22 protein-coding genes are annotated in these 23,527 nt (G+C 73.7%); 19 read left to right on the top strand and 3 right to left on the bottom strand.

The genetic code is table 11. The features are described 5' to 3' along the window. The first annotated feature begins 38 nt into the window (after positions 1–38). The 6 genes from FHU33_RS23250 to FHU33_RS23225 are packed head-to-tail and all read left to right on the top strand — an operon-like array spanning position 39 to position 6,339. On the top strand, positions 39–1,058 hold the full coding sequence (locus FHU33_RS23250; protein WP_142027920.1) for an LLM class flavin-dependent oxidoreductase: 1,020 nt from the start codon (positions 39–41) through the stop codon (positions 1,056–1,058). Beyond that, positions 1,055–2,038 carry an acyl-CoA thioesterase domain-containing protein gene (locus FHU33_RS23245; RefSeq protein ID WP_142027919.1) on the top strand — a complete coding sequence of 328 codons (984 nt, stop codon included), beginning with the start codon at positions 1,055–1,057 and terminating at the stop codon, positions 2,036–2,038. Before FHU33_RS23250 ends, FHU33_RS23245 begins: the two co-directional genes overlap by 4 nt. Beyond that, the gene (locus FHU33_RS23240; protein ID WP_142027918.1) at positions 2,035–3,225 is read left to right on the top strand and encodes a CaiB/BaiF CoA transferase family protein; all 1,191 of its coding nucleotides are present in this window, start codon (positions 2,035–2,037) and stop codon (positions 3,223–3,225) included. Before FHU33_RS23245 ends, FHU33_RS23240 begins: the two co-directional genes overlap by 4 nt. Further along, a complete protein-coding gene (locus FHU33_RS23235) occupies positions 3,222–4,052 on the top strand; it encodes a citryl-CoA lyase (RefSeq protein WP_142027917.1) in 831 nt (276 codons plus the stop codon). Before FHU33_RS23240 ends, FHU33_RS23235 begins: the two co-directional genes overlap by 4 nt. After that, the gene (locus FHU33_RS23230; RefSeq protein ID WP_142027916.1) at positions 4,049–5,131 is read left to right on the top strand and encodes an isocitrate/isopropylmalate dehydrogenase family protein; all 1,083 of its coding nucleotides are present in this window, start codon (positions 4,049–4,051) and stop codon (positions 5,129–5,131) included. The genes FHU33_RS23235 and FHU33_RS23230 overlap by 4 nt, the downstream gene beginning before the upstream one ends. After that, positions 5,128–6,339, top strand: coding sequence for a CaiB/BaiF CoA transferase family protein (locus tag FHU33_RS23225; RefSeq protein WP_142027915.1), 1,212 nt, complete (start codon positions 5,128–5,130; stop codon positions 6,337–6,339). The genes FHU33_RS23230 and FHU33_RS23225 overlap by 4 nt, the downstream gene beginning before the upstream one ends. Positions 6,340–6,348: 9 nt before the next feature. Here the strand turns inward: FHU33_RS23225 and FHU33_RS23220 are convergent, their stop codons facing one another. Beyond that, positions 6,349–7,404 (bottom strand): AbrB family transcriptional regulator, encoded by a 1,056-nt coding sequence (locus tag FHU33_RS23220; protein WP_142027914.1) that lies wholly within the window; start codon positions 7,402–7,404, stop codon positions 6,349–6,351. Positions 7,405–7,461: 57 nt separating this feature from the next. On the opposite strand from FHU33_RS23220, the gene FHU33_RS23215 reads away from it, so the two are divergent. Then, entirely contained in the window at positions 7,462–8,280 is an 819-nt protein-coding gene (locus FHU33_RS23215; RefSeq protein ID WP_142027913.1) for an SDR family NAD(P)-dependent oxidoreductase, read from the top strand. Between the two features lie 78 nt (positions 8,281–8,358). Here FHU33_RS23215 and FHU33_RS23210 read toward each other — a convergent pair whose 3' ends face one another. Both FHU33_RS23210 and FHU33_RS23205 read right to left on the bottom strand, forming a co-directional pair. Beyond that, the gene (locus tag FHU33_RS23210) at positions 8,359–9,174 is read right to left on the bottom strand and encodes an NUDIX hydrolase (RefSeq protein ID WP_246064150.1); all 816 of its coding nucleotides are present in this window, start codon (positions 9,172–9,174) and stop codon (positions 8,359–8,361) included. Positions 9,175–9,185: 11 nt separating this feature from the next. Then, on the bottom strand, positions 9,186–10,622 hold the full coding sequence (locus FHU33_RS23205) for an aldehyde dehydrogenase family protein (protein WP_142027912.1): 1,437 nt from the start codon (positions 10,620–10,622) through the stop codon (positions 9,186–9,188). 214 nt (positions 10,623–10,836) lie between these two features. On the opposite strand from FHU33_RS23205, the gene FHU33_RS23200 reads away from it, so the two are divergent. From FHU33_RS23200 to FHU33_RS23145, 12 genes are all read left to right on the top strand, one after another. After that, positions 10,837–11,853, top strand: coding sequence for a Bug family tripartite tricarboxylate transporter substrate binding protein (locus FHU33_RS23200; protein WP_170182666.1), 1,017 nt, complete (start codon positions 10,837–10,839; stop codon positions 11,851–11,853). 163 nt (positions 11,854–12,016) lie between these two features. Beyond that, positions 12,017–13,018, top strand: coding sequence for a Bug family tripartite tricarboxylate transporter substrate binding protein (locus tag FHU33_RS23195; RefSeq protein ID WP_142027910.1), 1,002 nt, complete (start codon positions 12,017–12,019; stop codon positions 13,016–13,018). Positions 13,019–13,080: 62 nt separating this feature from the next. Continuing rightward, a complete protein-coding gene (locus FHU33_RS23190; protein ID WP_142027909.1) occupies positions 13,081–13,893 on the top strand; it encodes an LLM class flavin-dependent oxidoreductase in 813 nt (270 codons plus the stop codon). A gap of 43 nt (positions 13,894–13,936) precedes the next feature. Beyond that, the gene (locus tag FHU33_RS23185; protein WP_142027908.1) at positions 13,937–14,713 is read left to right on the top strand and encodes an enoyl-CoA hydratase/isomerase family protein; all 777 of its coding nucleotides are present in this window, start codon (positions 13,937–13,939) and stop codon (positions 14,711–14,713) included. A 51-nt stretch (positions 14,714–14,764) separates the two neighbouring features. Beyond that, the gene (locus tag FHU33_RS23180) at positions 14,765–15,916 is read left to right on the top strand and encodes a thiolase family protein (protein ID WP_142027907.1); all 1,152 of its coding nucleotides are present in this window, start codon (positions 14,765–14,767) and stop codon (positions 15,914–15,916) included. Continuing rightward, on the top strand, positions 15,913–16,326 hold the full coding sequence (locus FHU33_RS23175; RefSeq protein ID WP_142027906.1) for a Zn-ribbon domain-containing OB-fold protein: 414 nt from the start codon (positions 15,913–15,915) through the stop codon (positions 16,324–16,326). The genes FHU33_RS23180 and FHU33_RS23175 overlap by 4 nt, the downstream gene beginning before the upstream one ends. After that, entirely contained in the window at positions 16,323–17,567 is a 1,245-nt protein-coding gene (locus tag FHU33_RS23170; RefSeq protein WP_142027905.1) for a CaiB/BaiF CoA transferase family protein, read from the top strand. The genes FHU33_RS23175 and FHU33_RS23170 overlap by 4 nt, the downstream gene beginning before the upstream one ends. Next, complete coding sequence (locus tag FHU33_RS23165) at positions 17,567–18,787, top strand: CaiB/BaiF CoA transferase family protein (RefSeq protein ID WP_142027904.1); 1,221 nt, start codon at positions 17,567–17,569, stop codon at positions 18,785–18,787. The genes FHU33_RS23170 and FHU33_RS23165 overlap by 1 nt, the downstream gene beginning before the upstream one ends. Then, the gene (locus FHU33_RS23160) at positions 18,784–20,145 is read left to right on the top strand and encodes an MmgE/PrpD family protein (RefSeq protein WP_142027903.1); all 1,362 of its coding nucleotides are present in this window, start codon (positions 18,784–18,786) and stop codon (positions 20,143–20,145) included. The genes FHU33_RS23165 and FHU33_RS23160 overlap by 4 nt, the downstream gene beginning before the upstream one ends. A 25-nt stretch (positions 20,146–20,170) precedes the next feature. After that, the gene (locus tag FHU33_RS23155) at positions 20,171–21,403 is read left to right on the top strand and encodes an acyl-CoA dehydrogenase family protein (RefSeq protein WP_142027902.1); all 1,233 of its coding nucleotides are present in this window, start codon (positions 20,171–20,173) and stop codon (positions 21,401–21,403) included. Between the two features lie 36 nt (positions 21,404–21,439). Next, positions 21,440–22,459: a TIGR03617 family F420-dependent LLM class oxidoreductase gene (locus FHU33_RS23150; protein ID WP_170182665.1), complete on the top strand. Its 1,020-nt coding sequence runs from the start codon at positions 21,440–21,442 to the stop codon at positions 22,457–22,459. Continuing rightward, on the top strand, positions 22,456–23,511 hold the full coding sequence (locus tag FHU33_RS23145; protein WP_170182664.1) for an Ldh family oxidoreductase: 1,056 nt from the start codon (positions 22,456–22,458) through the stop codon (positions 23,509–23,511). Before FHU33_RS23150 ends, FHU33_RS23145 begins: the two co-directional genes overlap by 4 nt. Positions 23,512–23,527 lie beyond the last annotated feature (16 nt).

The following is a 23,527-nucleotide window of genomic DNA, read 5'->3' as shown; positions in this document are numbered from 1 at the left end:
TGAGACGGCACATCCGCACCGACGAAGGAGCCCCGCGCATGTACTTCGGCGTCAACCTGCTGGGCCTGGCCCAGCAGCCCCGTGACCAGGACATGCAGGAACGGTTCGGCGAGCTGCTCGAGTGGGTGCACGCGGTCCGGGACGCGGGCTACGACCACTTCACGATGGGGCAGCACTACCTGACCGCGCCCTTCCAGCAGTTCCAGCCCGTTCCGCTGCTGGCGCGGCTGATCCCCGAGACGGGATCCATGCGGATGTACAGCACGCTGATCGTCCCGCTGCAGAACCCGGTCGAGCTCGCCGAGAGCTGGGCCAGCCTCGACGTCCTCTCCGGGGGCCGGGTCGGGATGTGCCTGGCGCTGGGCTACCGGGACGAGGAGTACGCCGCCTTCGGGGTCGACCCGAAGACCCGGCTCCGCCGGCAGCGGGACACCATCGAGACACTGCGCCGGCTGTGGACCGAGGACGACGTCACCGCCGAGGGGCTGAACTTCCGGCTGGAGAAGCAGACGGTCACCCTCCGCCCCGTGCAGAAGCCGCACCCGCCGATCTGGATCGCGGCCAACGCCGACGCCGCCGTCGTCCGGGCCGCGCAGTGGGGCCTGAAGTGGAACATCAACCCGCACGCCACCCACGAGACCGTCGCCCGGCAGGTGCAGCTGTACAAGGACGCCTGGCGCGAGGCCGGCCACGAGGGCGACCCGACCTTCCCGATCAGCCGGGAGGTCTTCTGCGCCGAGACCCGCGAGGACGCCGTCCGGCTGGCCTTCCCCTACCTCGGCCAGAAGTACGCCGCCTACGGCAGCTGGGGACAGGACAAGCAGCTGCCGGGGGACGAGAGCTTCCAGATCCCGCTCGAGGAGCTGGCGGGAGACCGGTTCATCATCGGCGACCCGGACGACTGCGCCCGCGAGATCGCCCGGTACCGGGACCTCGGCATCGACCGCATGCACCTGCGGACCAACTGGCCCGGGATGCCCCTGGAGACGGCGCTGACCGGGATGCGGCTGTTCGCCCGGGAGGTGGCCCCCCGCTTCCGCGAGGGCGCGGCCGCGTGACGGCCCGCCTGGCGCTCGTCGGGCCGGCCGACGGCCCCGGCGAGGTGGTGGACGCCGTCCGGGCGCGGGCGCTGGAGTCGGTGGCCCGCACCCGCGCGGTCGGCCCGCACTTCTTCGGCAACTTCGTCGGCATCACCGGGCTGCCGCGCGCCGAAGGCCGGTCCCGGCTGCACCTCGCCCTGGAACCGGGGGACCCGACCGGCGGCCGGATCTCGCCGACCGCCGTCGCGACGGTCGCAGACCTGACGATGAGCGCCTCCATCCGTGCGGTCCTGGGGCCGCAGCGGCGGCTGGGCACCATCACGATGGCGCTGCACCACCTGGAGCCGGTCGTGGTCGGCCCCCTCACCACCGACGCCGTCGCGACGCGGGTCGAGGTCGAGGAGGAGCGCGGCTTCGCCCGCTGCGACCTCCGGGACCCTCGCGGTGTCCTGGTCGCCGCCGTCGAGGCGTGGTTCGTCGCGATGCCCACGCCACCGGGCCGGACGCTGGGTCCCGTGCCGTGGGAGCTGCCCGACGACGTCCCCGTCCCGCCGGTGGGCGACGGCGAGCTGACCGACTCCGAACGGATGGCGGTCGAGGCCTGCGCCGAGGCCGGCCGCCGTGCGGCCGCCGGAGGCACCTCGGTGGTCGAGGAGCTGCTGGGCGGGAGCTGGACACCGGCCGGGGACGACGGCGTCCGTGGCGAGCTGTCGATGGGCCCGGCGCACGCCAACCGGGGCGGGCACGTCCAGGGCGGCGTGCTCTACGGCGCCGCGGCGCTGGGCGCGCAGCGGGTGGTCGCCGAGGGGATGTCGCTGGCGGAGGGGCACCTGGCCTTCCTCGCGCCGGCCGAGGGGGACGTGCTCGTGGTCGAGTCGCGGGTGCTGCGGCACGGCCGTCGCACCAGCTTCGCGGAGTCGCGGCTGCACGTCGGCGACCGGCTCGTGGCGACCGGCGAGTTCGCGTTCCACCGCGTCCCGGGCGGGAGCCAGGCGTGAACCTCCTGGACGGCGTCCGGGTGCTCGACCTCACCAACGTCCTCGCCGGCCCCTTCGCCGGTTACCAGCTGGCCCTGATGGGCGCCGACGTGGTCAAGGTGGAGGTGCCCGGGAGCGGGGACCTGGCCCGCAACCTGGGCGCGGACCCCGAGCTCTCGGCCCGGAACCTGGGCGTCTCCTTCCTCGCGCAGAACGCCGCCAAGCGCTCGGTCACGGTCAACCTCAAGCACCCGCGGGGGCAGGAGGTCTTCCGGCGGCTGGTCGCCTCCGCCGACGTCCTGCTGGAGAACTTCCGGCCCGGGGTCCTCGAGCGGCTCGGCTTCGGCTGGGACGAGCTCCGCGCGCTGCAGCCGGGCCTGGTCTACTGCGCGGTCTCCGGCTTCGGGCAGACCGGGCCGATGCGCGACCTGCCCGCCTACGACCAGATCGTGCAGGGCCTCTCCGGCGTCATGAGCACGACCGGCACGCCCGGGACGGCGCCGCTGCGCACGGGCTTCCCGGTCTGCGACACCCTCGGCGGCTTCGCCGCCGCCTTCGCCGTCGCCGCGGCTCTGGTCCGCCGCGGGCGCACCGGCGAGGGCTGCTACCTCGACGTCTCGATGCTGGAGACGGCGCTGGTCGCGATGGGGTGGGTGGTGTCGGACTACGTGATCGCCGGCCAGGAGCCGGTGCCGATGGGCAACGAGAACAAGACCGCCGCCCCGTCGGGCACGTTCCGGACCGCGGACGGCCGGCTCAACATCGCGGCCAACAAGCAGGAGCAGTTCGAGGCGCTGCTGCGGGTGCTGGGCCGGGAGGAGCTCCTGGCCGACCCGCGGTTCGCCGTCCGCGAGCAGCGCAAGCTGCACCGGGAGGAGCTGCGGACGGCGCTGGAGGAAACGCTCGTCGAGCGCGGCGCCGAGGAGTGGGTCGCGCGGCTGGCGGGCACCGGCGTGCCCGCGGCGGCGGTGCTGACCGTCCCCCAGGCGCTCGGGCTGGACCAGGTGCGCGACCGCGGTCTGCTGCACGAGGTGCGCGTCGAGGAGACCGCGGTGCGCGTGCTCGGCAGCAGCGTGCACGTCGACGGCGCCGCGGTCGGCCCGACGGCGCCCCCGCCGCTGCTGGGCGAGCACACCCGCGCCGAGCTGGGCCGGCTGGGCTTCGACGACGACGAGATCGACGAGCTGTACGCGGAGGGAGCACTGTGACCGGTACTGCTGAGGAGGCCGCCGGCTGGTGGCGGACGGCGGTCTCGGAGACCGCGCCGGACGTGATCCGGTTCCGCGGCTACCCGGTCGAGCAGCTGATCGGCCGGCTCTCCCTCGTCGAGACCGCGTGGTTGCTGCTGCGCGGGGAGCTGCCGACGGCCGCGCAGACCCGGCTGCTCGAGGCGGCGCTCGTGGCATCGGTGGACCACGGGCCCCAGGCGCCGTCGATCGCGGCGGCACGCATGGCGGCGACCTGCGGCGTGGGCCTGAACTCCGCCGTGGCCACCGGGGTGGGGCTGCTCGGCGACGTCCACGGCGGCGCCGGTCAGCAGTGCATGGAGCTGCTCGTGCGGGTGCGGGCAGCCGCGGCCGACGGCGCCGGGCTCGCCGACGCGGTGGCCGCGGAGCTGGCCGCGGTGCGGGCGCGTCGGGCCTACGTGCCCGGCTTCGGGCACCGCTTCCACACCCGCGACCCCCGCCGCGACCCGCTCGTCGGGCTGCTGGAGGCCGCGGTGGACGACGGCGTCGTGCCAGGGGACCACCTCGCCGTCCTGCTGGAGGTCGAGCGGCAGCTGTCGGAGCGCCGCGGGCAGCCGGTGCCGGTGAACGTCGACGGGGTGACCGCCGCCATGTACTGCGAGCTCGGCTTCGCCCCCGCGCTGGCCCGTGGGCTGTTCGTGCTGGCCCGCTCGGTCGGCGTGCTCGCCCACGCGTGGGAGGAGACCCAGGCCGGCACCCGCATCAAGGGGCCGCTGCCGCCGTCCTTCACCGCGCCCTACGACGGTCCGCCGCTGCGTGACCTGCCCGACGACGAGGGAGACCGATGACCCGCACGTACCGGCTCGGCTGCCTGCTCGGCGACGGGATCGGACCGGAGATCGTGCCCGCCGCGCGACGGGTGACCGACGCCGCGCTGGCCGCGGCCGGGGCGCCGGCGGTCGAGTGGGTGGACCTGCCGATGGGGGCGGCGGCGCTGGCCGAGCACGGGGCGGCCGTGCCCGCGTCCACCACGGCCGTGCTGCGCGAGTGCGACGGCTGGCTGGCCGGGCCGCACGACAACGAGTCCTATCCGCCCTCGTGGCGGGCGTCGGGCGAGCGGGCGCCGGGCGGCGAGCTGCGGCACGTCTTCGACCTCTGGGCCAACCTGCGCCCGAGCCGCACCCGGCAGGGCGTGGCCGGCCGGGTGCCGCAGATGGACCTCCTGATCGTCCGGGAGAACACCGAGGGCTTCTACGCCGACCGCAACATGGCCGTCGGCAGCGGGGAGTTCATGCCGACGCCCGACCTGGCGCTGGTGGTGGGCGTGTTCAGCCGCGAGGCCGTGCGGCGGGTCGTGCGGCAGGCGTTCGCGCTGGCGGAGGCGCGGCGCCGGCACGTGACCCTGGTGCACAAGGCCAACGTGCTGCACCTGGCCTTCGGCATCTGGCTGGAGGAGTGCGCGGCCGCGGCGCGGGAGCACCCCGGCGTCCGACTGGAAACCGTGCTGTTCGACGCGATGGCTGCCCGGTTGGTGCGCTCCCCGGAGTCCTTCGACGTGGTCGTCACCGAGAACCTGTTCGGTGACACCTTGTCCGACCTCGCGGGTGAGCTGGCCGGGGCACTGGGCATGTCGGGCAGCCTGAACGCCGGCGACCGGCACGCGATGGCGCAGGCGGCGCACGGCTCGGCCCCCGACATCGCCGGGCGGGGCGTGGCGAACCCGGTCGGCATGATGGCCTCGTCGGCGATGCTGCTGGCCTGGCTGGGCGAGCGGCACGGCGACGCGGCCGCCGGCCGGGCCGGGGCCGCGATCGACGAGGCCATCGACGCCGTGCTCGCCGCCGGAGTGGCCACCGGGGACGTCGGGGGCTCGGCGGGGACCGAGGAGTTCACCGACGCCGTCGTCAGCGAGGTGGGCAGCCGGTGACCTCCGACCCGCCGGCCGGACCGCTCGCGGGCCTGCGCGTGCTGGACGTCTCGACGATCCTCGCCGGACCCCTGGCCTGCCAGATCCTGGGCGACTTCGGTGCCGACGTGATCAAGATCGAGCACCCGAGGGTCGGCGACGCCCTGCGCAACCACGGCCTGGCCAAGGACGGCGTGCCGCTGTGGTGGAAGATGCTGTCGCGCAACAAGCGGACGGTGGGGTGCTATCTCGGGGACCCCGACGGCGCCGAGATCTTCCGCCGCCTCGTCGAGACCGCCGACGTCGTCGTCGAGAACTTCCGTCCCGGCAAGCTGGAGTCCTGGGGCCTGGGCTACGACGTGCTCAGCGAGCGCAATCCGGGCCTGGTCCTGGCCCGGGTCACCGGATTCGGTCAGACCGGGCCCTACCGGAACCGGCCGGGCTTCGGCACGCTGGCCGAGGCGATGAGCGGCTTCGCCGAGATCACCGGGCTGCCCGAGGGCCCGCCGACGCTGCCGCCCTTCGGCCTGGCGGACGGGATCGCGGGCATGGCCCTCGCGTCGTCGATCACGATGGCGCTGTACCACCGGGACGCGCGGGGCGGTCGGGGGCAGGTCATCGACCAGAACATCCTCGAGCCCATCGTCACGGTGCTCGGACCGCAGCCCATCTGGTACGACCAGCTGGGGCACGTCCAGACGCGCACGGGCAACCGTTCGGCGAACAACGCGCCCCGCAACACGTACCGCACCAGCGACGGCCGCTGGGTCGCCGTCTCGACCAGCGCCACGGTCATCGCCGAGCGGGTGCTCCGCCTCGTCGGGCATCCGGAGGTCGTCGACGAACCGTGGTTCGACAGCGGCCGTGAGCGCGCACTCCGGGCCGACCTGCTCGACGAGTACGTGGGCGAGTGGATCGCGGCCCGCACGCGCGACGAGGTGGTCGCGGCGTTCGAGGCCGCCGAGGCCGCGGTCGCCCCGGTGTACGACGTGGCGGAGCTGATGGCCGATCCGCACGTGCAGGCCACCGACATGATCCCCGAGGTCCACGACGAGGAGCTCGGGCCGGTCCGGATGCAGAACGTGATCTCCCGGCTGTCGGAGACGCCCGGCTCGATCCGGTGGACCGGACGGCGCCTGGGAGCCGACACCGACGCCGTCCTGGGGGAGGAGCTCGGCATCCCCGCCGAGCGGCTGGCCCGGCTGCGGGAGCGGGGTGTGGTCGCCTGACCGCCGGGCTCAGCGGTTGCGCAGCAGGCGCGCCAGGGGTGGTCCGGCCAGCAGCATGACCAGCATGCGCAGCACCTGCACGGCGAGGACGACGGTGCCGTCGGCTCCCGACCCGGTGGCCACGGCGAGGACGACGAAGATCCCGCCCGGCGTGGTCGCGAGGTAGCCATCGAGCGGACTGAGGCCGGTCAGCTCGCTGAGCAGGACGCCCAGCCCGCCGCTCACCACGATCAGCCCGACGATGAGGGCCAATCCGGCGGGGAGGACCCGGCGCAGCGTCTTCAGGGTGTCGGGCGTGAACCGGAGCCCCACCTGGGCGCCGATCACCGCGAACGCCGCGGCGGTGAGGGGCCAGGGGACGCCCTCGAGCAGGGGGACGTCGAACGCGGCCAGCACCGCGGTGATGATCAGCGGGCCCAGCAGGCTCGGTGCCGGCAGGTGCGCCAGCCGCCCGGCCCAGGCGCCGACGACCGCGATGGCGAGGACGGCGAGGGTCGCCAGCGGCCACGGGTGCGACCCACCGTCGGCCAACGCCCCCTGCGCCCCGCTGCCGTCGAAGACCACCACCACGGCGATCGGCATCAGCACGACGATCAGCAGCACCCGCAGGTACTGCAGCACCGCCACGAGGCGTCCGTCGGCGCCCAGCTCGTCGCTCACGGCCACGATGCCGGCGGCACCGCCGGCGATCATGCCGAACGTCGCGGTGGTCCGGTCGACGGAGGTGAACCGCGCCAGCAGCAGTCCGGCCAGCACGGTGAGCAGCAGGGTGGCCAGCGTGATGAGCGTGATGGGCAGCCAGTAGCCGGCCAGCGTGCCGAGGGTGTCGGGCTGCACGAGCACACCCATCACCACGCCGATGACCGCCTGCGCAGACGTGCCCAGCCAGCCGGGGGTCCGGAGCTCGTCCTTGGCGACGAAGGCGTAGGCCAGCCCGACGAGAAGCCCGGCGAACAGGTGCGGCGAAGGAAGCCCGGCCAGCTCCAGCAGCGCCGCCACCCCGGCGACGACCACAGCGAGGAGGAGCAACCGCAGCGCGCGCCGACCGGGGCGGGATGCGCGCATGTCGTCGTCCTCCCGCCCCGGGGCATTTCATACAGGATGTTGAGTATGGTCCTTGCCATGGAGAGCGCAGCGAGCGGGTCGGGACGGCTGGCCGGCAAGGTGGCGATCGTGACCGGCGCGGGCAGCGTCGGGCCGGGCTGGGGCAACGGCCGGGCTGCGGCGGTCCGCTTCGCCGAGGAGGGTGCCCGGGTGTTCGCGGTCAACCGCGACGAGGTGTCCCTGGCCGAGACGCTCGAGAAGGTCGCCGAGCGTGGGGGGACGGCCGTGCCCTACATCTGCGACGTGACCGACGCCGAGGCGGTCCTCGCCATGGCGCAGGCCTGTGTCGAGACGCTCGGCGTTCCGGACGTGCTCCTCAACAACGTGGGCGGTTCCCGGGCCGGTGGCGCGATCGAGATGACCGAGCAGCTCTGGCACGAGCAGCTGGACTTCAACCTGACCAGCACGTTCCTCACGTGCAAGGCGGTGCTCCCGTTCATGGTGGAGGCCGGGCGCGGCGCCGTCGTCAACACGGCCTCCACGTCCGGCATCCGCTGGACGGGCGCGGCGCAGGTCGGCTACTCCGCCTCGAAGGCCGGGGTCATCGGCTTCACCCGCGCGCTGGCGGTGCACCACGCGCCCGACGGCATCCGCGCGAACACCGTCGTCCCCGGTCAGATGCACACGCCGATGGTCGAGGTCCGGCTGGCCGGCCAGCGGGCGGGCGGTGACGTCGAGAAGCTGCTCGCGACCCGTCAGGCCCGCATTCCCCTCGGGTTCATGGGCGACGGCCGCGACACCGCCGCGGCGGCGCTGTTCCTCGCCTCGGACGAGGCGCGATTCGTGACCGGCACCGAGCTGGTCGTCGACGGCGGGATGTCCGCGCGCTGCGACTGACCGCGCCCAGCCCGGGTCGAGCCGGGTGGGGCGGGGTGGAGCCGCGGGAGGGTGCGGCTGGACCCCGCCCGGCGCGGCTCAGGCTCCGTCGTCGTGGACGAGGCGCACCTCGCCGTCGACGACCACCGCGCGCCGCATGATCGGGTGCACCCGGCGCTCGGCGGCGAGCACGGAGGCGACGTCGGCGAAGCCGGCCAGCTCGCGCAGCGTCGCCGCGGTGGCGGTCATGAGCTGCAGCGCGCCGTCGGAGTGACGGTCCAGGGTCTCCGCGACCGGGAGCCAGGTGACGGAGTCGGCCTCCCCGCCGACGTCCCGGGTGCGCTGCCCGGCCGGAACCGCGGCGACGAAGAACCGGGTGTCGAACCGGCGGGGTGACCACTCCGGCGTGATCCAGCGCGCCCAGCAGCGCAGCAGGTCGGCCCGCAGCACGAGCGACCGGCGCGCGAGGAACTCGCCGAGGGACACGGTGCCGTCGATCAGCGCCAGCCGGTCGGCCTCCCAGTCCGCACCGGTCGTGTCGCGCACCATCGCGCCGTCGCCGGACGAGGCGAGCAGGACGCCCGACTCCTCGAAGGTCTCCCGGACGGCGGCGCACACGAGCGCCCGGGCCAGCGTGGCGTCGCAGGACAGCCGGTCGGCCCACACCGACGGTTCCGGACCCACCCAGCCGATCGAGGCGTCCCGGTCGCGGTCGTCGACCGATCCGCCCGGGAACACGTGCATGCCCGCCCCGAAGGCCATGGAGGCCCGCCGCCGGAGCAGGTAGACCTCGAGGCCGGTCGCGCCGTCCCGGAGGAGGACGACGGTGGCCGCGTCCCGCGGTTCGGCGACCTCGAGCTCACCGCGCAGGAACCGGTGCACCTGCTCCATCGGGTCGGGTGCGGGTCGTGCCATGCCGGCTCCTCCTAGACGTCGATGCCGGTCAGGACCAGCACCCGGTCGACGGTGAGGTCCAGCATGGCCGCGTGCACGCCTTCGCGGCCCTCGCCGGAGTCCTTGACGCCGCCGTAGGGCATCTGGTCGGCCCGGTACGTGGGCACGTCGCCGATGACGACGGCGCCCACCTCGAGCACCCGCGCGGCTCGGAAGGCCACCTGCAGGTCGGCGGTGAAGACGCCGGCCTGCAGCCCGAACCGTGACTCGTTGACGCGGGCGAATCCCTGGTCGGTCGAGTCGACGGGCTCGACGAGCACGACCGGCCCGAACACCTCCTCGCAGGACACCCGGGCATCGGCGGGCACGCCGGTGAGCACCGTCGGCGCGTAGCAGCAGCCGGTGCGCTCGCCACCGGTCAGCACCCGCGCGCCGGTCGCGACCGCCTCGTCGACCCAGCTCTCCACGCGGCGGGCGGCGGCCTCGTCGATCAGGGGCCCGACATCGGTGGCGGGATCGGCCGGGTCGCCGGTCCGCAGTTTCTCCACCTCCTGCACGATGCGCGCGGTGAGGTCCTCGGCCACCTCGCGGTGCGCGTAGACCCGCTGCACGGAGACGCAGGACTGCCCGGCCTGGTACATGGCGAACGTGGCGATCCGCTGCGCCGCCCACGCCAGGGATTGCTCGCCGCCCTGGTCCGGGCCGACGACGACGGCGCCGTTCCCGCCGAGCTCGAGGGTGACGTGCTTGCGGGGCACCGCGTCCCGGATCGACCAGCCGACCGGCACCGAGCCGGTGAAGGAGACGACCGGCAGCCGCGGGTCCTGGACCAGCTGACCGGCCACCTCGTCCGGCACCGGCAGGACCGACCAGGAGCCCTCCGGCAGCCCGGTCTCGGCCAGCAGCTCGCCCAGCAGCAACGCGCTCAGCGGCGTCTTCGGTGCCGGCTTGAGCACGATCGGTGCACCGACGGCGATCGCCGGTGCGATCTTGTGGGCGACCAGGTTGAGCGGGAAGTTGAACGGGGCGATGCCGAGCACCGGCCCCCGGGGTGCGCGGCGCAGCAGGGCCATCCGGCCGGTGGCCGCGGGGTCGGTGTCGAGGCGCTGCAGGGTGCCCGACCAGCGCCGCGCCTCCTCGGCACCCCAGCGGAACGTGGACACCGCGCGGGCGACCTCCACCCGGGCCCACTTCAGGGGCTTTCCCGCCTCGGCGGTGATCAGCCGCGCGAACTCCTCGGCCCGCTCGGCGATCCGGCGGGACACGTGCTCCAGCGCATCGGCCCGCACGGCCGCCGAACTCGCGGCGAACTCGTGCCGCACCGCATCGGCGGTCGTGACCGCACGCTCGACGTCGGCGTCCGTGGCGAACGTCGTCGTCCCGGCGGGGCCGGCGTGGGGGCCGGTGACGACCAGCTCCCTCCCGCCGTGGGCCGCCTGACCTGCGACCCAGTAGGGGGCGTTCGGCATCCGGGTTCCTCTCGTCGCGGTGCCGGACCGGCGAGGTCCGAGCGCTTCTTGACACGTGATCTGGACCACCCCTAACGTACATGAAGTCCGAATACCGAACAAAAGTCCGTAGCTCGGACTAGATGTCGGCTCCGCGTGAGCGGGAGGACGCCACCGCCCCGCCATCAGCACCCATCCGTACGAAGGCCGATACCGGCCGATGAGGAGCGACCTGATGACTCGACACCGCCTGCTGACCGCCGCCACAGCGGCCGGCGCACTCCTTCTCGCGGGCTGCGGGAGCGGGGGCGACGACGGCTCCGGCTCGGACAACGCCTCGGGCGGCGGGGGCAGCGACTTCCCCTCGCGGGAGATCGCCTACATCATCCCCTACGACACCGGGGGCTCCACCGACCCGATCGGCCGCCAGCACGCGCAGGGGCTCGAGGAGTGCCTGGGCGGCAGCGTGATCGTGGAGAACCAGCCCGGCGCGTCGGCGACCATCGGCACCGGTGCCATCGTGACCGCCGACCCCGACGGTCACACGATCGGGATGACCACCAGCAGCGCGGTCGGGCTGCAGCCGCTGGTCATGGGCGACCAGCTGCCCTACGACTCGGCCGAGGACTACCAGCCGCTGATCAAGCTGGCCGACCTGCCCACGGTGCTCACCGTCCGCGCCGACTCGCCGTGGCAGGACATCGAGGACCTCGTGGCGGCCGCCGAGCAGGATCCCGGCGCCATCCGGGTCTCGGTCTCCGGTGCCGGGACGACCCCCGACCTCAACGTGCAGCAGCTCAACCAGGCGGCCGGCATCGAGCTGACCAGCGTGCCGTTCACCGGTGGCGGCGGCGAGGCGCTGGTGGCTCTGCTCGGCGGCGAGGTCGAGGCCAACGCCGGTTACGCGCCCAGCGTCCAGGCCCAGGTCGAGGCCGGCGAGCTGCGGGTCATCGGGGTCTTCTACGACGAGGAGTACTACGCGTTCCCGGACGCGCAGACCACCAGCGAGGCCGGGTACGACGACGCCGCCCTGCCGGTCGGCTACTACTCGATCGCCCCGAACGACCTGCCCGACGACGTCCTCGAGGAGCTCGTCTCCTGCTCCGAGGACGTTCTCGCGACCGACGAGTTCCAGTCGTTCGCCGAGGAGCAGGGCTACATCTACGACCCCATCACCACCGACGAGGTCCGCGAGGACATCCAGTCCTACCGGGAGCGGTACCAGCCCCTGCTGGACATCATCGGCGGCTGACCCGGCGCGGCACGGGCCGGGGTTCCCCGGTCCGTGCCCTCCTCCCCGGTCGCCCGCGCACCGGACGACCCATCTCGTGCACGGACGGCGGACGGAGCCGGTCCGGGCAGCTCGGAACAGCCCAGGAACCCCAGGCAGGCCGGCGTCGGCCAGAGGAGCAGTCATGACCAGAGTCCGCGTGTCCGCCGTGGCCACCGCCGCTGCGCTCGTACTGGCCGGGTGCGGGGGCGGTGGCGACACCGGCTCGGGCGGCGACTCCGGCGCCCAGGCGGTGGACTACCCCACCCGGGACATCAGCTACATCGTTCCCTACGGCACCGGCGGATCCACCGACCCGATCGGCCGGCAGTACTCCTCGCTGATGGAGGAGCTGCTCGGCGCGACCATCGTCGTGGAGAACCGGGAGGGCGGCGGGGCGACCATCGGCACCAGCGCGGTGGTCACGGCGCAGCCGGACGGGCACACCCTCGGGCTGTCGTCCAACAGCGCGCTGACCAACCAGCCGATCACCCAGCCCGACCTGCCCTACGACACCCCCGAGGACTACCAGCCGATCATCAAGCTGGCCGACCTGCCGACGGTGGTCACGGTCGCGGCCGACGCGCCATGGCAGAGCATCGAGGAGTTCGTGCAGTACGCCGAGGACAACCCGGGGCAGCTCCGGGTCTCCGTCTCCGGTGCCCGGACCGCGCCGGACCTGAGCGTCCAGGAGCTCAATCGCATCGCCGACGTGGAGATCACCACCGTGCCGTTCAGCGGGGGCGGTGGCGAGGCGCTGGCCGCCCTGCTCGGCGGCCAGGTCGAGGCGAACGCCGGCTACGCCCCCAGTGTTCGCGGGCAGGTCGAGGCCGGCGAGCTGCGGGTGCTCGGGGTCTTCTACGACGGCACCTACGACGTCTTCCCCGAGGCCGAGTCCTTCCCCGAGGCCGGCTACGACGTGACCCTGCCGGCCACCTACTACACGATCGCGCCGGCCGGACTACCCGCCGACGTCCTGGACCGACTGGTCGAGGCATCGGAGGAGGCGCTGGCCTCGGAGGAGTTCCTCTCCTTCGCCGAGGAGAACGGCTACATCGTCGATCCCATCACCACCGACGACATCCGGGCCGAGCTGGAGGACTACCGGGAGACCTACGAGGCGCTCTACGAGTTCCTCGGCGACTGATCCCACCGGGCCGGGAGCCCCGGCTCCCGGCCATCGACGAACCAGCGCACGAAGGAGTCACCATGCGGGTGGGGATGATCCTGCCGCGGCACGAGCCGGGCGGCGGGCCGTTGACCTCGACCAGCCTGGCCGAGGGTGCCCGGCGGATCGAGCGGACCGGGTTCGACGGAGCCTGGGTGTTCGACGCGCTCAACCGGGGCTTCGTCCTCCCGGATCCGCTCACCGCCCTGGCCGTCGCCGGGACGGTGACCGAACGGATCGAGCTGGGCACCTGCATCCTCCAGCTCGGCATCCGCCAGCCGGTGGAGGTGGCCCACCGGGTGATGACCACCCACCTGATCTGCGGGGACCGGCTCTCCCTCGGCGTCGGCGCGGGCTCCACGCGCAACGACTTCCTCGCCTGCGGCGCCTCCTACGAGGACCGCTTCACGACCTTCGCCGGCTCGGTCGACCTGCTGCGCCGCATCTTCCGCGGCGAGCCGCCCGAGGGGATCGACCTGACCCCGTGGCCGGCCACCGCCGGCGGGCCGCGGGTGCTCATCGGCGCCTGGGCCGGCAGCGGCTGGATCCGTCGGGCGGCCGAGGAGTTCGACGGCTGGATCTGCTCGGCGGCCAAGGGCGGCCGGCTGGCCGAGGGCATCGCGCACTACCGGGCGGCCGGGGGACAGCGGGCCATGGTCACCAACATCACCGTCGACCTCGACGGGCCCGAGGAGCCACCGGCCGAGGGCGTCCCGTTCTCCCTCGAGTGCGGTCCGCGGCAGGCGCGGGAACGGCTCGGCCGGCTGCAGGACCTCGGCTTCGACGACGTCATCCTCCGGACCGCCGAACACACCGACCGCAACCTCGAGGCCATCCGCGCGCTCGTCCCCTGAGGGACGCCCGCTGCACGGCCGCACGAAAGGGCTGGACCACCACATGACCATCGACCTCACGGTGCAGGACGGGATCGCCGAGATCGTCCTGAACCGGCCCGAGGCGCTCAACGCCATCGACCCGGAGATGCGCGCAGCGCTGGGGCAGGTCTGGAGTCGCGTCCACGAGGACGACGAGATCCGCGTCGCGGTGCTCACCGGCGCCGGCGACCGGGCCTTCTGCGTCGGCTCGGACCTCAAGAAGACCCCGCCGCCGCCGGAGTCCTACGCGCAGCGCGCCTTCGGCCGGGCCACCTCGGACCACCTGCTCGCGGCCCTGCGGACGGACAAGCCGCTGATCTGCGCACTCAACGGCCTGGCGGTCGGTGGCGGGCTGGAGATCGCGCTGGCCTGCGACATCCGCATCGCCTCGGAGACCGCGTCCTTCGGGCTCTCCGAGGTGCGCGTCGGCAGCATCCCCGGCGCCGGCGGCACGCAGCGGCTGCCGCGGATGATCAACACGTCCACCGCCATGCAGATGCTGCTCACCGGTGACCGCATCGACGCCTCAGAGGCGTTGCGCGTCGGACTGGTCAGCGAGCTGTGCGCCCCCGACCAGCTCCTGCCGCGCGCCCGCGAGATCGCCGGCCGCATCGCGGCCAACGCGCCACTGTCGGTGCGGGCGGTCAAGCGCCTCGTGCAGCAGGGCGCCGACCTCCCGCTCGACGCCGCGGTGGACCTGGAGAACTACGTCTGGGGCCTGCTGCGCGACACCGAGGACCGCATCGAGGGCCGCCGTGCCTTCCAGGAGAAGCGACCGCCGCGGTACCGCGGGCGCTGACCAGACGGACGACGGACATCCGGTCCACCCACGACGAAGAGAGGCACACGCATGCACTCGCTCAAGGACCGCACCGCGATCATCGGGGTCGGCGCGACCCCGCAGGGACGCCTGCCGGGATCGACCCAGCTCTCCCTGGCGGTGGACGCGTTCAAGGCCGCCCTGGACGACTCCGGCCTGGAGAAGGGCGACATCGACGGCCTGCTGACCTTCCCCGGCACCACTGCGCCCGAGGGCGCGCTGAACTACCTGCGGGTCGGTGAGGCGCTGGGCATCGACCCGGCCTTCACCGGCAGCATGTCGATGGGCGGCGGGACCGCAGGGGCGCTGGTGCAGATGGCCGCGATGGCCGTCGAGGCCGGCCACGCCAACGCCGTCGCCTGCGTCTTCGGGGACGCCGCCAAGACCGGGGGCTCACGGTTCAACCGGGCGTCGGGCTGGGGCGACTCGTGGGGCATCTGGGGGATGATGGGCGCCGCCGCCAACTCCGCCGTCGCGGCCAGCCGGCACATGGCGCTGTACGGGACCACCAGCGAGCAGCTGGCCGAGGTCGCCGTCGCCTGCCGCAGGCACGCGTCGATGAACCCGAACGCGGTGATGCGCGACCCCATCACGATCGCCGACCACCAGGCGTCCCGGTTCATCGTCGAACCGCTGCACCTGCTCGACTGCTGCCTGATCAGCGACGGCGGCGTCTGCGTCATCGTCACCTCCGCCGAGCGGGCGAAGGACGCGAAGCACCCCCAGGTCCTCATCTCCGGGATGGGCCAGGCCTACACCACCCGCACCCTCGAGCGGGAGGACTGGTGGTACGTCCCGCACCAGAAGGAGGCGCTCGACCGGGCCTACGCGATGGCCGGCATGGGGCCGCAGGACATCGACGTCGCCCAGCTGTACGACAACTTCACGATCAGCGTGCTCCTGTGGCTCGAGCACGCCGGCTTCTGCAAGCCGGGCGAGTCGGGCCCGTTCGTCGAGGGCGGCCGGATCCAGCTGGGCGGCGAGCTGCCGGTGAACACCGCCGGCGGCAACCTCTCGGAGTCCTACATGGAGGGCTGGCTGCACATCGTCGAGGGCGTGCGCCAGCTGCGCGGCCAGGGCGGTGAGCGCCAGGTGACGGGCGCGGAGACCTGCCTGGTCACCGGGCGCGGCATGACCTTGAACTGCTCCAACGCGATGGTTCTGACGAAGGGCGAGGCGTGACCGACTACAGCAAGCCGCTGCCGGAGATCAGCGACGAGACCAGGCCGTTCTGGGACGGCACGCGCAGCGAGCAGCTGGTGCTCCAGCAGTGCGCGCGCTGCCGGCACATCCGCTACCCGATCAGCCGGATCTGCCCCGACTGCCTGGAGGCCGGGCACGAGTGGGTGCCGCTGAGCGGTCGCGGCGAGGTGTACTCCTCGATCGTCTTCCACCAGGTCTACGACAAGGCCTTCGCCGACGACGTCCCGTACAACGTCTCGCTCATCCAGCTCGACGAGGGCCCACGGATGTTCAGCAACGTCGTCGGCGTCCCGCCCAGCGAGGTGAAGGTCGGCGACCGCGTGCGCGTGGTGTTCGACCGGGTGACCGAGGAGGTCTCGATCCCCCGCTTCACCCGGGAGGGCTCATGACCGAGGTCGCCGATGCGGCGACCGAAGGGGCGCTGTCGGGGTTGCGGGTGCTGGACCTCTCCGGTCCGCTGGGCAACTACTGCGGCAAGCTGTTCGCCGAGCTGGGTGCCGACGTCGTGCTGGTGGAACCACCCGGCGGGACGGCGCTGCGGCATCAGCCGCCGTTCGCCGACGACCGGCCGGGCCTCGAGCGCAGCCTGCCGTTCCTCTACACCAACACCAGCAAGCGCAGCCTGCGGCTCGACCTCGACCAGCCAGAGGGCCAGCAGGTGCTGCGCGACCTCGCCGCGGGCGCCGACCTGGTCATCGAGACCGACAGCCCGGGGCGGATGGACGCCCGGGGCCTCGGACACGAGCAGCTCAGCAAGGACAACCCCCGCCTGGTGACGACGAGCATCACGCCGTTCGGGCAGACCGGTCCCTACGCGCAGTACGAGGCCAGCGACCTGGTCTGCCTGGCGATGGGCGGGCTGCTGTACCTCGGCGGGTACGTGGACGGTCCGCCGGTCCAGGCCGGCCAGGAGCAGGCCTACGTCGCGGGGAACCTCTTCGGCGCGGTGGCCTCGATGCTGGCGGTGACCGCCGCCGAGACCTCCGGCCAGGGCCAGCACGTCGACGTCTCGGTGCAGGAGTCGGTGGTGATGGGCCTGGAGAACGCCGCCCAGTTCCAGGACCTCGAGGGGCGGGTCCGCCGGCGCACCGGTGGCCGGCAGTGGCGGGCCGGCGCCGGCGTCTTCCCGTGCGCGGACGGCTACGTCTACCTGCTGGCCGGCGGCATCGGCGGCAACCGGTTCTGGCCCAACCTCGTCGCCTGGCTCGACAGCGAGGCCGCTCCGCGGGTCGAGGACCTGCGGGGCGAGCAGTGGGGCGAGCGGGAGTTCGTGGAGGCCGAGGAGAACCGCGACCTGTTCGCCGAGATCTTCCTGCCCTTCGCCGCGAACCGCACCAAGGCCGAGCTGTACCGCGATGCGCAGAAGTGGCGGGTGCCGCTGTGCCCGGTCTCCAAGCCCTCGGACATCCTCCAGAGCGCGCAGCTACGGCACCGGAACTACTTCGTCTCCGTCGAGGGCCCCGACGGGGCGCCGGCGGTCATGCCCGGGGCGCCGTACGCGCTGTCGGACACCCCGTGGCGACTCAAGGGGCGCGCGCCGCGGCTGGGCGAGCACAGCGTCGAGATCCTGCACGAACTGGGCTGCTCCGCCGAACGGGTGGCCGGACTGAGGCAAGCGGGGGTCATCTGATGGGGCGGCTTCCGCTCAGCGGCGTCCGGATCGCCGACTTCACCTGGGTCGGCGCCGGTTCCTACACGACCAAGATGCTGGCCGACCACGGCGCGGACGTCATCAAGATCGAGAGCAGTGCCAAGGTCGACGGCATCCGGCTCTCCGCGCCCTTCAAGGACGGCATCAAGGGCGTCAACCGCAGCGGCTACTTCGCCGACCGCAACACCAGCAAGCGCAGCATCACGATCGACCTGCGCACCGAGGAGGGGCGCGCGCTCGCCCGCCGGATCGTGGTGGCCAGCGACGTCGTGGCGAACAACTTCACGCCGGGCACGATGGCGAAGTTCGGGCTGGGCTACGACGACGTCCGGGAGATCAACCCGCGTGCGGTCTACCTGGCGATGTCCATGTCGGGCGACAGCGGCCCGGAGCGGGACTTCCTGGGCTACGGGCTCACCATCGGCGCGCTGGTCGGCATCCACCACCTGAGCGGTCTCCCGAACCGGGAACCGGCGGGCACCGGCACCAACTACCCCGATCACATCCCGAACCCCTGCCACTCGGCGTTCGCCGTGCTGGCCGCGCTCCGGCACGCCCGCCGGACGGGCCGCGGCCAGTACCTCGACATCGCCCAGACCGAGCCGACGATCGCCGTCCTCGGCGCGGCCTTCCTCGAGGCCACCGTCAACGGCCGCGACCCGCAGCCGCTGGGCAACGCCCATCGCCGGTACGCGCCCCACGGCGTGTACCGCTGCGCCGGTGAGGACCGGTGGATCGCGATCGCGGTGACCGACGACCGGCAGTGGCCGGCGCTGCGGTCGGCGCTGGGGCTGGCGGAGGAGTCCTGCCCCGCGGAGTGGGCCACCGAGGCCGCCCGGCACCGCGACCGCGAGGCGCTCGACGGCCTGCTCGCGGCCGCCACCGCCGGCCGCGACGCCGGTGACCTGTTCACCCGCCTGCAGGCGGCGGGGGTGCCGGCGGGGGTGGTCCAGGACGCCGCCGACGTCGTCGAGCGCGATCCCCACCTGCAGGCCCGCGGGCACTGGGTGCGGCTCGAGCACCCCGAGATGGGAGAGACGCTGTACAACGCGCCGCCGTTCCAGCTGACCGGTACACCGGCGACCCTCACCCGCCCGGCGCCGATGCTCGGCCAGCACACCCGCGAGATCTGCCACGAGGTGCTCGGTCTCGACGACGCGGAGATCGCCCGGCTCCAGGACGAGGGGGTGCTCGCATGAGCGGGGCACCGACCGCCAGCGAGCGGATCGCCGACCACGTGGTCTCCGTCGACCCGGCCGCGGCCGGCGAGGAGACCGTGCACGCCGTCGCCCGGGCGTTCCTCGACACCTTCGCGGTCGCGGTGGCGGCCACCGGCGACGCGGTCGACGTGGCGCTCACCGGCTACGTCGCCGGCTCGACCGGCCCCGCCAGCCTGTGGGCCGGTGCCGGCTCGGCGAGCCCCGAGCACGCCGCCCTGGTCAACGGTGCCGTGGGGCACGTCCTCGACTACGACGACGTCACCAGCCCGCTGCGCGGACACCCCAGCATCGCGCTGCTGCCGGCGCTGGTCGCGGCGGCGGAGGCCACCGGCGCCGACGGTCGGCGGCTGAGCGCGGCCTACGCCGTGGGCTTCGAGGTGATGTGCAAGCTGGCGAAGGCCTGCGCGCTGGACCACTACGCCCGGGGCTGGCACTCCACGACCACGATCGGGCTGCTGGGTGCGACGGCAGCCGTCGGGCACCTGACCGGGCTGGGCCGGGACGCCGTCCGCGACGCCCTCGGGCTGGCCGTGGCGCAGGCGGCGGGCACCCGGCAGAACTTCGGCACGATGGCCAAGTCGTTCCAGGCGGGTGCCTGCGGCGCGGCGGCGCTGCGGTCGGTCGCGCTCGCCGCGGCCGGGATGACCGCCGCACCGGAGGCGCTGGACGGCGGCACCGGCGGCTTCCTGCGGCTGTACTCCACACCCGAGGCCGCCGCCGCGCTCGACGCCGAGCTCGCCACGCTCGGCCAGTCGCCCGGAGAGCTGGTCACCAGCGGCATCGACGTCAAGAAGTACCCGCTGTGCTACGCCACCCACCGCACCATCGACCTGCTGCTGGACCTGCGGGCCGAGCACGGGCTGACGCTGGCCGACGTCGAGCGGGTGGAGATGCGGGCCAACCGGGGCGGGCTGGCACCGCTCCTGCACGACCGGCCGAGCACCGGGCTGGAGGCGAAGTTCAGCATGCAGTTCGCCGTCGCCGCGGCCCTGCTCGACGGCGAGGTCAAGCTGCGCAGCTTCGACGACGAGCAGGTCCGCCGTCCGGAGATCCAGCGGTTCCTGCCGCAGGTCACGGCCACCGAGGACGACGGTCCACCCTTCCCGCGCTGGGCCGAGGTGACCCTGCACCTGGCCGACGGCAGCACGCTGCACCGGCGCACCACCGTGCTGCGCGGGAGCGCCGACACCCCCCTGTCCGACGACGAACTGCTCGAGAAGGTGGCCGACTGCTTCGGCCGCGGCGGGCTGGGCGAGCACACGTCGACCTTCGCCGACGCCGTGTTCGGGTGGGCCGACCAGCCGGTCCGCTCGGTGCTCGCCCGCCGGCTGCCCTGACCCCGCTCCCGACCCCGGAGATCCCATGACCCTGACCGACGTCCCCGCCGACCTGCTCGAGCTGCGCGACCGGGTGCGCGCCTTCGTGCAGGAGGAACTGGTGCCGCTGGAGCCCGAGGCCGTGCGCCTCGAGCTGCAGGCCAGCCAGCGCACCGAACCCTTCCAGGCCGAGCCCGGCCGCAGCTACCAGTTCGACCCGGTGGGCGACCTGCCTGCCGAGACCTACCAGGGCCTCCTGGACAGCGCCCGCGAGCGCGGGCTGTGGGGGATCGACGTCCCGGTCGAGTTCGGCGGCCAGGGCCACGGCGCGCTGGCCAAGCTGCTGGTCACCGAGGAGATGAGCAGGACCGTCGTCCCGTTCATCCTGCCGCCGGAGTCGCCGAACCTGCACTGGCTGAGCAACGCGGTGAACGACGACCAGCGCACCCGCTACCTCGAGCCCTACGCCCGCGGGGAGATCACCTCCGGCGTGGGGATCACCGAGCCGGGCGCCGGGTCGGACGTGTCGGGCATCTCGACCACCGCCGAGCGGCGCGACGGGCGATGGGTGCTCAACGGCCGCAAGAAGTGGATCGGCAAGGCCGACTGGGCCGACTTCCTCATCGTCGTCGCCGTCACCGACCAGGAGCGGGGCAGCCGCGGCGGGATGACCGCCTTCCTCGTCGACCGCGGGACGCCGGGCGTCGTGGTGGAGCGGCGGCTGCCGACCATCTCCAACTACCGGCCCTGCGAGGTGCGCTTCGACGACGTCGAGCTCGACGACGCCCAGGTGCTGGGCGAGGTCGGCCAGGCGTTCATCCCGCTGCAGAACCGCTTCGCCATCCGCCGGCTGGAGATCGCGGCGCGGTGCTCCGGGGCCACCGCCCGGCTGCTGGACATGCTCATGGAGCACGCCAAGGAGCGGGTCACCTTCGGGCAGCCGCTGGCCTCCCGGCAGACCATCCAGAACTGGATCGCCGACGGCGCGATGGGGCTGCACGCCCTGCGCCTGGTCAACGTCGACGCCGCCCGCAAGCTCGATGCCGGCCGGACCGACATCCGCTACGAGTCCTCGACGGCGAAGGTGCTGGGCACCGAGCTGCTGCAGCGGGTCGCCGACCAGTGCCTGCAGGGTCACGGTGCGCTCGGCCTGGGCAAGGACCTGCCCATCGAGTACTACTACCGGCTGGTCCGCATCTGGCGCATCGTCGAGGGCGCCTCGGAGATCCACCGGGTCACCGTCGCCCGTCAGCTGCTGCGCTCGGGCGTGCCGTGGTGAGCCTCGCGGCGCCGGGCGCCGGCACCAGGGATCGCCGTGCGGGTTGAGGCCAGCCTGCGGGCGACACCCACCGGCGACGTCCCGGTGACCGCTGCCGAGCTGGAACGGGCCGGCGCGAGCGGGGTGTGCGACTCGGAGAGCTCGCGGGACCCGATGCTCACCATGGCCATGGCGGCGGTGACCACCGAGCGCATCGGCCTGGCCACGGCCGTCACCATCGCCTTCCCGCGCAGCCCGATGGTGGTCGCCTACGGCGCGCGGATGCTGCACGACCAGACCGGTGGCCGCTTCCGGCTGGGGCTGGGCACCCAGGTGCAGCGCCACATGGAGCACCGCTTCGGCGTGCCCTGGGACTCCCCGGGGCCGCGGCTGCGCGACTACGTGCAGGCGCTGCGGGCCGTCTGGCGCAGCTGGGAGACCGGCGGGCCGCTGGCGCACTCCGGGCCGTTCTACTCGATGGACCTGATGACGCCGGAGTTCAGCCCCGGTCCCGCTCCGAACGGACCCGTTCCCGTCGACATCGCCGCGGTGAACCCCTACAACCTCGAACTGGCCGGCGAGCTCTGCGACGGGGTTCGGTTGCACGTGTTCAGCACGCCCGGCTACGTGCGCGACGTCGTCCGGCCGCGGCTGGAGGCCGGGGCCGCGCGGGCCGGCCGCGACCTGGCCGGCTTCGAGGTCTACGGCGGTGGGTTCGTCGCCACCGGCGCGACGGCGGCCGACGTCGCGCAGGCCCGGGAACGCGCCCGCGCCCGGGTCGCCTTCTACGGCTCGACGCTGGCCTACCTGCCGGTGCTGGAGCGCCACGGGTGGGGCGGGCTGCGCGAGGAGCTGCGCGAGCTGGTGCGGCAGGAGCGCTGGGACGACCTGCCCGGGGCGGTGCCCGACGAGGTGCTCGACGAGTTCTGCACGGCATGCACCTACGCGGAGCTCGCCCCGGCGCTGGCCCGGCGGTGGGCCGGCCTGATCACGACCGTGCAGCTGCCGGCCCCCGTCCCGTACTTCGCGCAGTGGAACGGGTTCGCCGACGCCTGTGCCGCGGTGGCCGAGCTGTGAGCGGAGGGGAGGTGCTCGTCCCGGTGGCGGAGCTGCGCGGGTTCGTCGCCGCGCTGCTCGAGGGCCTGGGCCTGCCCGAGCAGCACGCCGACGACACCGCCCAGGCCCTCGTCGACGCCGACCTGAGCGGGCGGAGCACCCACGGGGTGCGCCTGCTGCCGCCGTACGCCGCCCGCCTGCGGGAGGGCGCGATCGCGGCGGCGCCTGAGCTGCGGGTGCTCTCCCGGACGGGGGCGGTGTCGGTGCTGGACGGCGGTAACGGCCTCGGCCAGGCCGTCGCCGCGTGGGCGGTCCGGCACAGCATCGACGTGGCGCGGGAGCTGGGCGCGGCCGTGACCACGGTGCGCCGCAGCAACCACCTCGGTGCGCTCGGGTCGTTCACCCGGCTCGCGGCCGAGCAGGGCATGGTCTGCTTCCTCACCCAGAACACTCGGGCGAACATGGCGGCGGCCGGGGGGCGGCAGGCTGCGGTGGGGAACAACCCGTTCTCCTTCGCCGTGCCCGCGCCAGGCTTCCCGGTCGTGCTGGACCTCTCCTGCAGCGCGGTCGCGCGGAGCAACATCGACCTCGCCGCCGAGCGCGGGGAATCGATCCCCGAGGGTTGGGCGCTGGGCCCCGACGGGCGGCCGACCACCGATGCCCAGCAGGCGCTGCTCGGCGCCGTCCTGCCGTTCGCCGGGCACAAGGGATCCGGACTGGCGGTGGTCATGGGGGCGCTGGCCGGGGTGCTCAGCGGCGCGACCTTCGGTGCCGCGGTGCCGCCGCTGGCCGACTACAGCCGGGAGCGCGACCTCGGGCACTTCCTGGTGGTCGTCGACGTACGCGCACTGGGGTCCGCCGACGACCTGGCCGAGCGGATGGACCGCTACGTCGGCGAGATCGCCGACAGCGCTCCGGCCCCCGGCGTCGAGCGGGTCCGGGTTCCCGGCGAGGCGGCCGACGACAGGCGCCGGGAGCTGCTGCAGCGCGGCATCGCGCTCCCCACGACGCTGCTCGACACGCTCCGCGCGCTCGCCGACGAGGTGGCCGTCCCGTCCGACGCGCTCCGTTGAAGATCGGCCCGTCCAC

Origin of the sequence: Blastococcus colisei (assembly GCF_006717095.1) — a bacterium.
In the GTDB taxonomy this organism is placed as follows: domain Bacteria; phylum Actinomycetota; class Actinomycetes; order Mycobacteriales; family Geodermatophilaceae; genus Blastococcus_B; species Blastococcus_B colisei.
This window is presented reverse-complemented; position numbering and strand designations above follow the sequence as displayed.

Coding starts and splice junctions, on each gene's coding strand:
- FHU33_RS23250 (WP_142027920.1), top strand. CDS start 39: ATGTACTTCGGCGTCAACCTGCTGGGCCTGGCCCAGCAGCCCCGTGAC.
- FHU33_RS23230 (WP_142027916.1), top strand. CDS start 4,049: ATGACCCGCACGTACCGGCTCGGCTGCCTGCTCGGCGACGGGATCGGA.
- FHU33_RS23220 (WP_142027914.1), bottom strand. CDS start 7,404: ATGCGCGCATCCCGCCCCGGTCGGCGCGCGCTGCGGTTGCTCCTCCTC.
- FHU33_RS23215 (WP_142027913.1), top strand. CDS start 7,462: ATGGAGAGCGCAGCGAGCGGGTCGGGACGGCTGGCCGGCAAGGTGGCG.
- FHU33_RS23210 (WP_246064150.1), bottom strand. CDS start 9,174: ATGGCACGACCCGCACCCGACCCGATGGAGCAGGTGCACCGGTTCCTG.
- FHU33_RS23205 (WP_142027912.1), bottom strand. CDS start 10,622: ATGCCGAACGCCCCCTACTGGGTCGCAGGTCAGGCGGCCCACGGCGGG.
- FHU33_RS23200 (WP_170182666.1), top strand. CDS start 10,837: ATGACTCGACACCGCCTGCTGACCGCCGCCACAGCGGCCGGCGCACTC.
- FHU33_RS23195 (WP_142027910.1), top strand. CDS start 12,017: ATGACCAGAGTCCGCGTGTCCGCCGTGGCCACCGCCGCTGCGCTCGTA.
- FHU33_RS23190 (WP_142027909.1), top strand. CDS start 13,081: ATGCGGGTGGGGATGATCCTGCCGCGGCACGAGCCGGGCGGCGGGCCG.
- FHU33_RS23185 (WP_142027908.1), top strand. CDS start 13,937: ATGACCATCGACCTCACGGTGCAGGACGGGATCGCCGAGATCGTCCTG.
- FHU33_RS23180 (WP_142027907.1), top strand. CDS start 14,765: ATGCACTCGCTCAAGGACCGCACCGCGATCATCGGGGTCGGCGCGACC.
- FHU33_RS23170 (WP_142027905.1), top strand. CDS start 16,323: ATGACCGAGGTCGCCGATGCGGCGACCGAAGGGGCGCTGTCGGGGTTG.
- FHU33_RS23165 (WP_142027904.1), top strand. CDS start 17,567: ATGGGGCGGCTTCCGCTCAGCGGCGTCCGGATCGCCGACTTCACCTGG.
- FHU33_RS23160 (WP_142027903.1), top strand. CDS start 18,784: ATGAGCGGGGCACCGACCGCCAGCGAGCGGATCGCCGACCACGTGGTC.
- FHU33_RS23155 (WP_142027902.1), top strand. CDS start 20,171: ATGACCCTGACCGACGTCCCCGCCGACCTGCTCGAGCTGCGCGACCGG.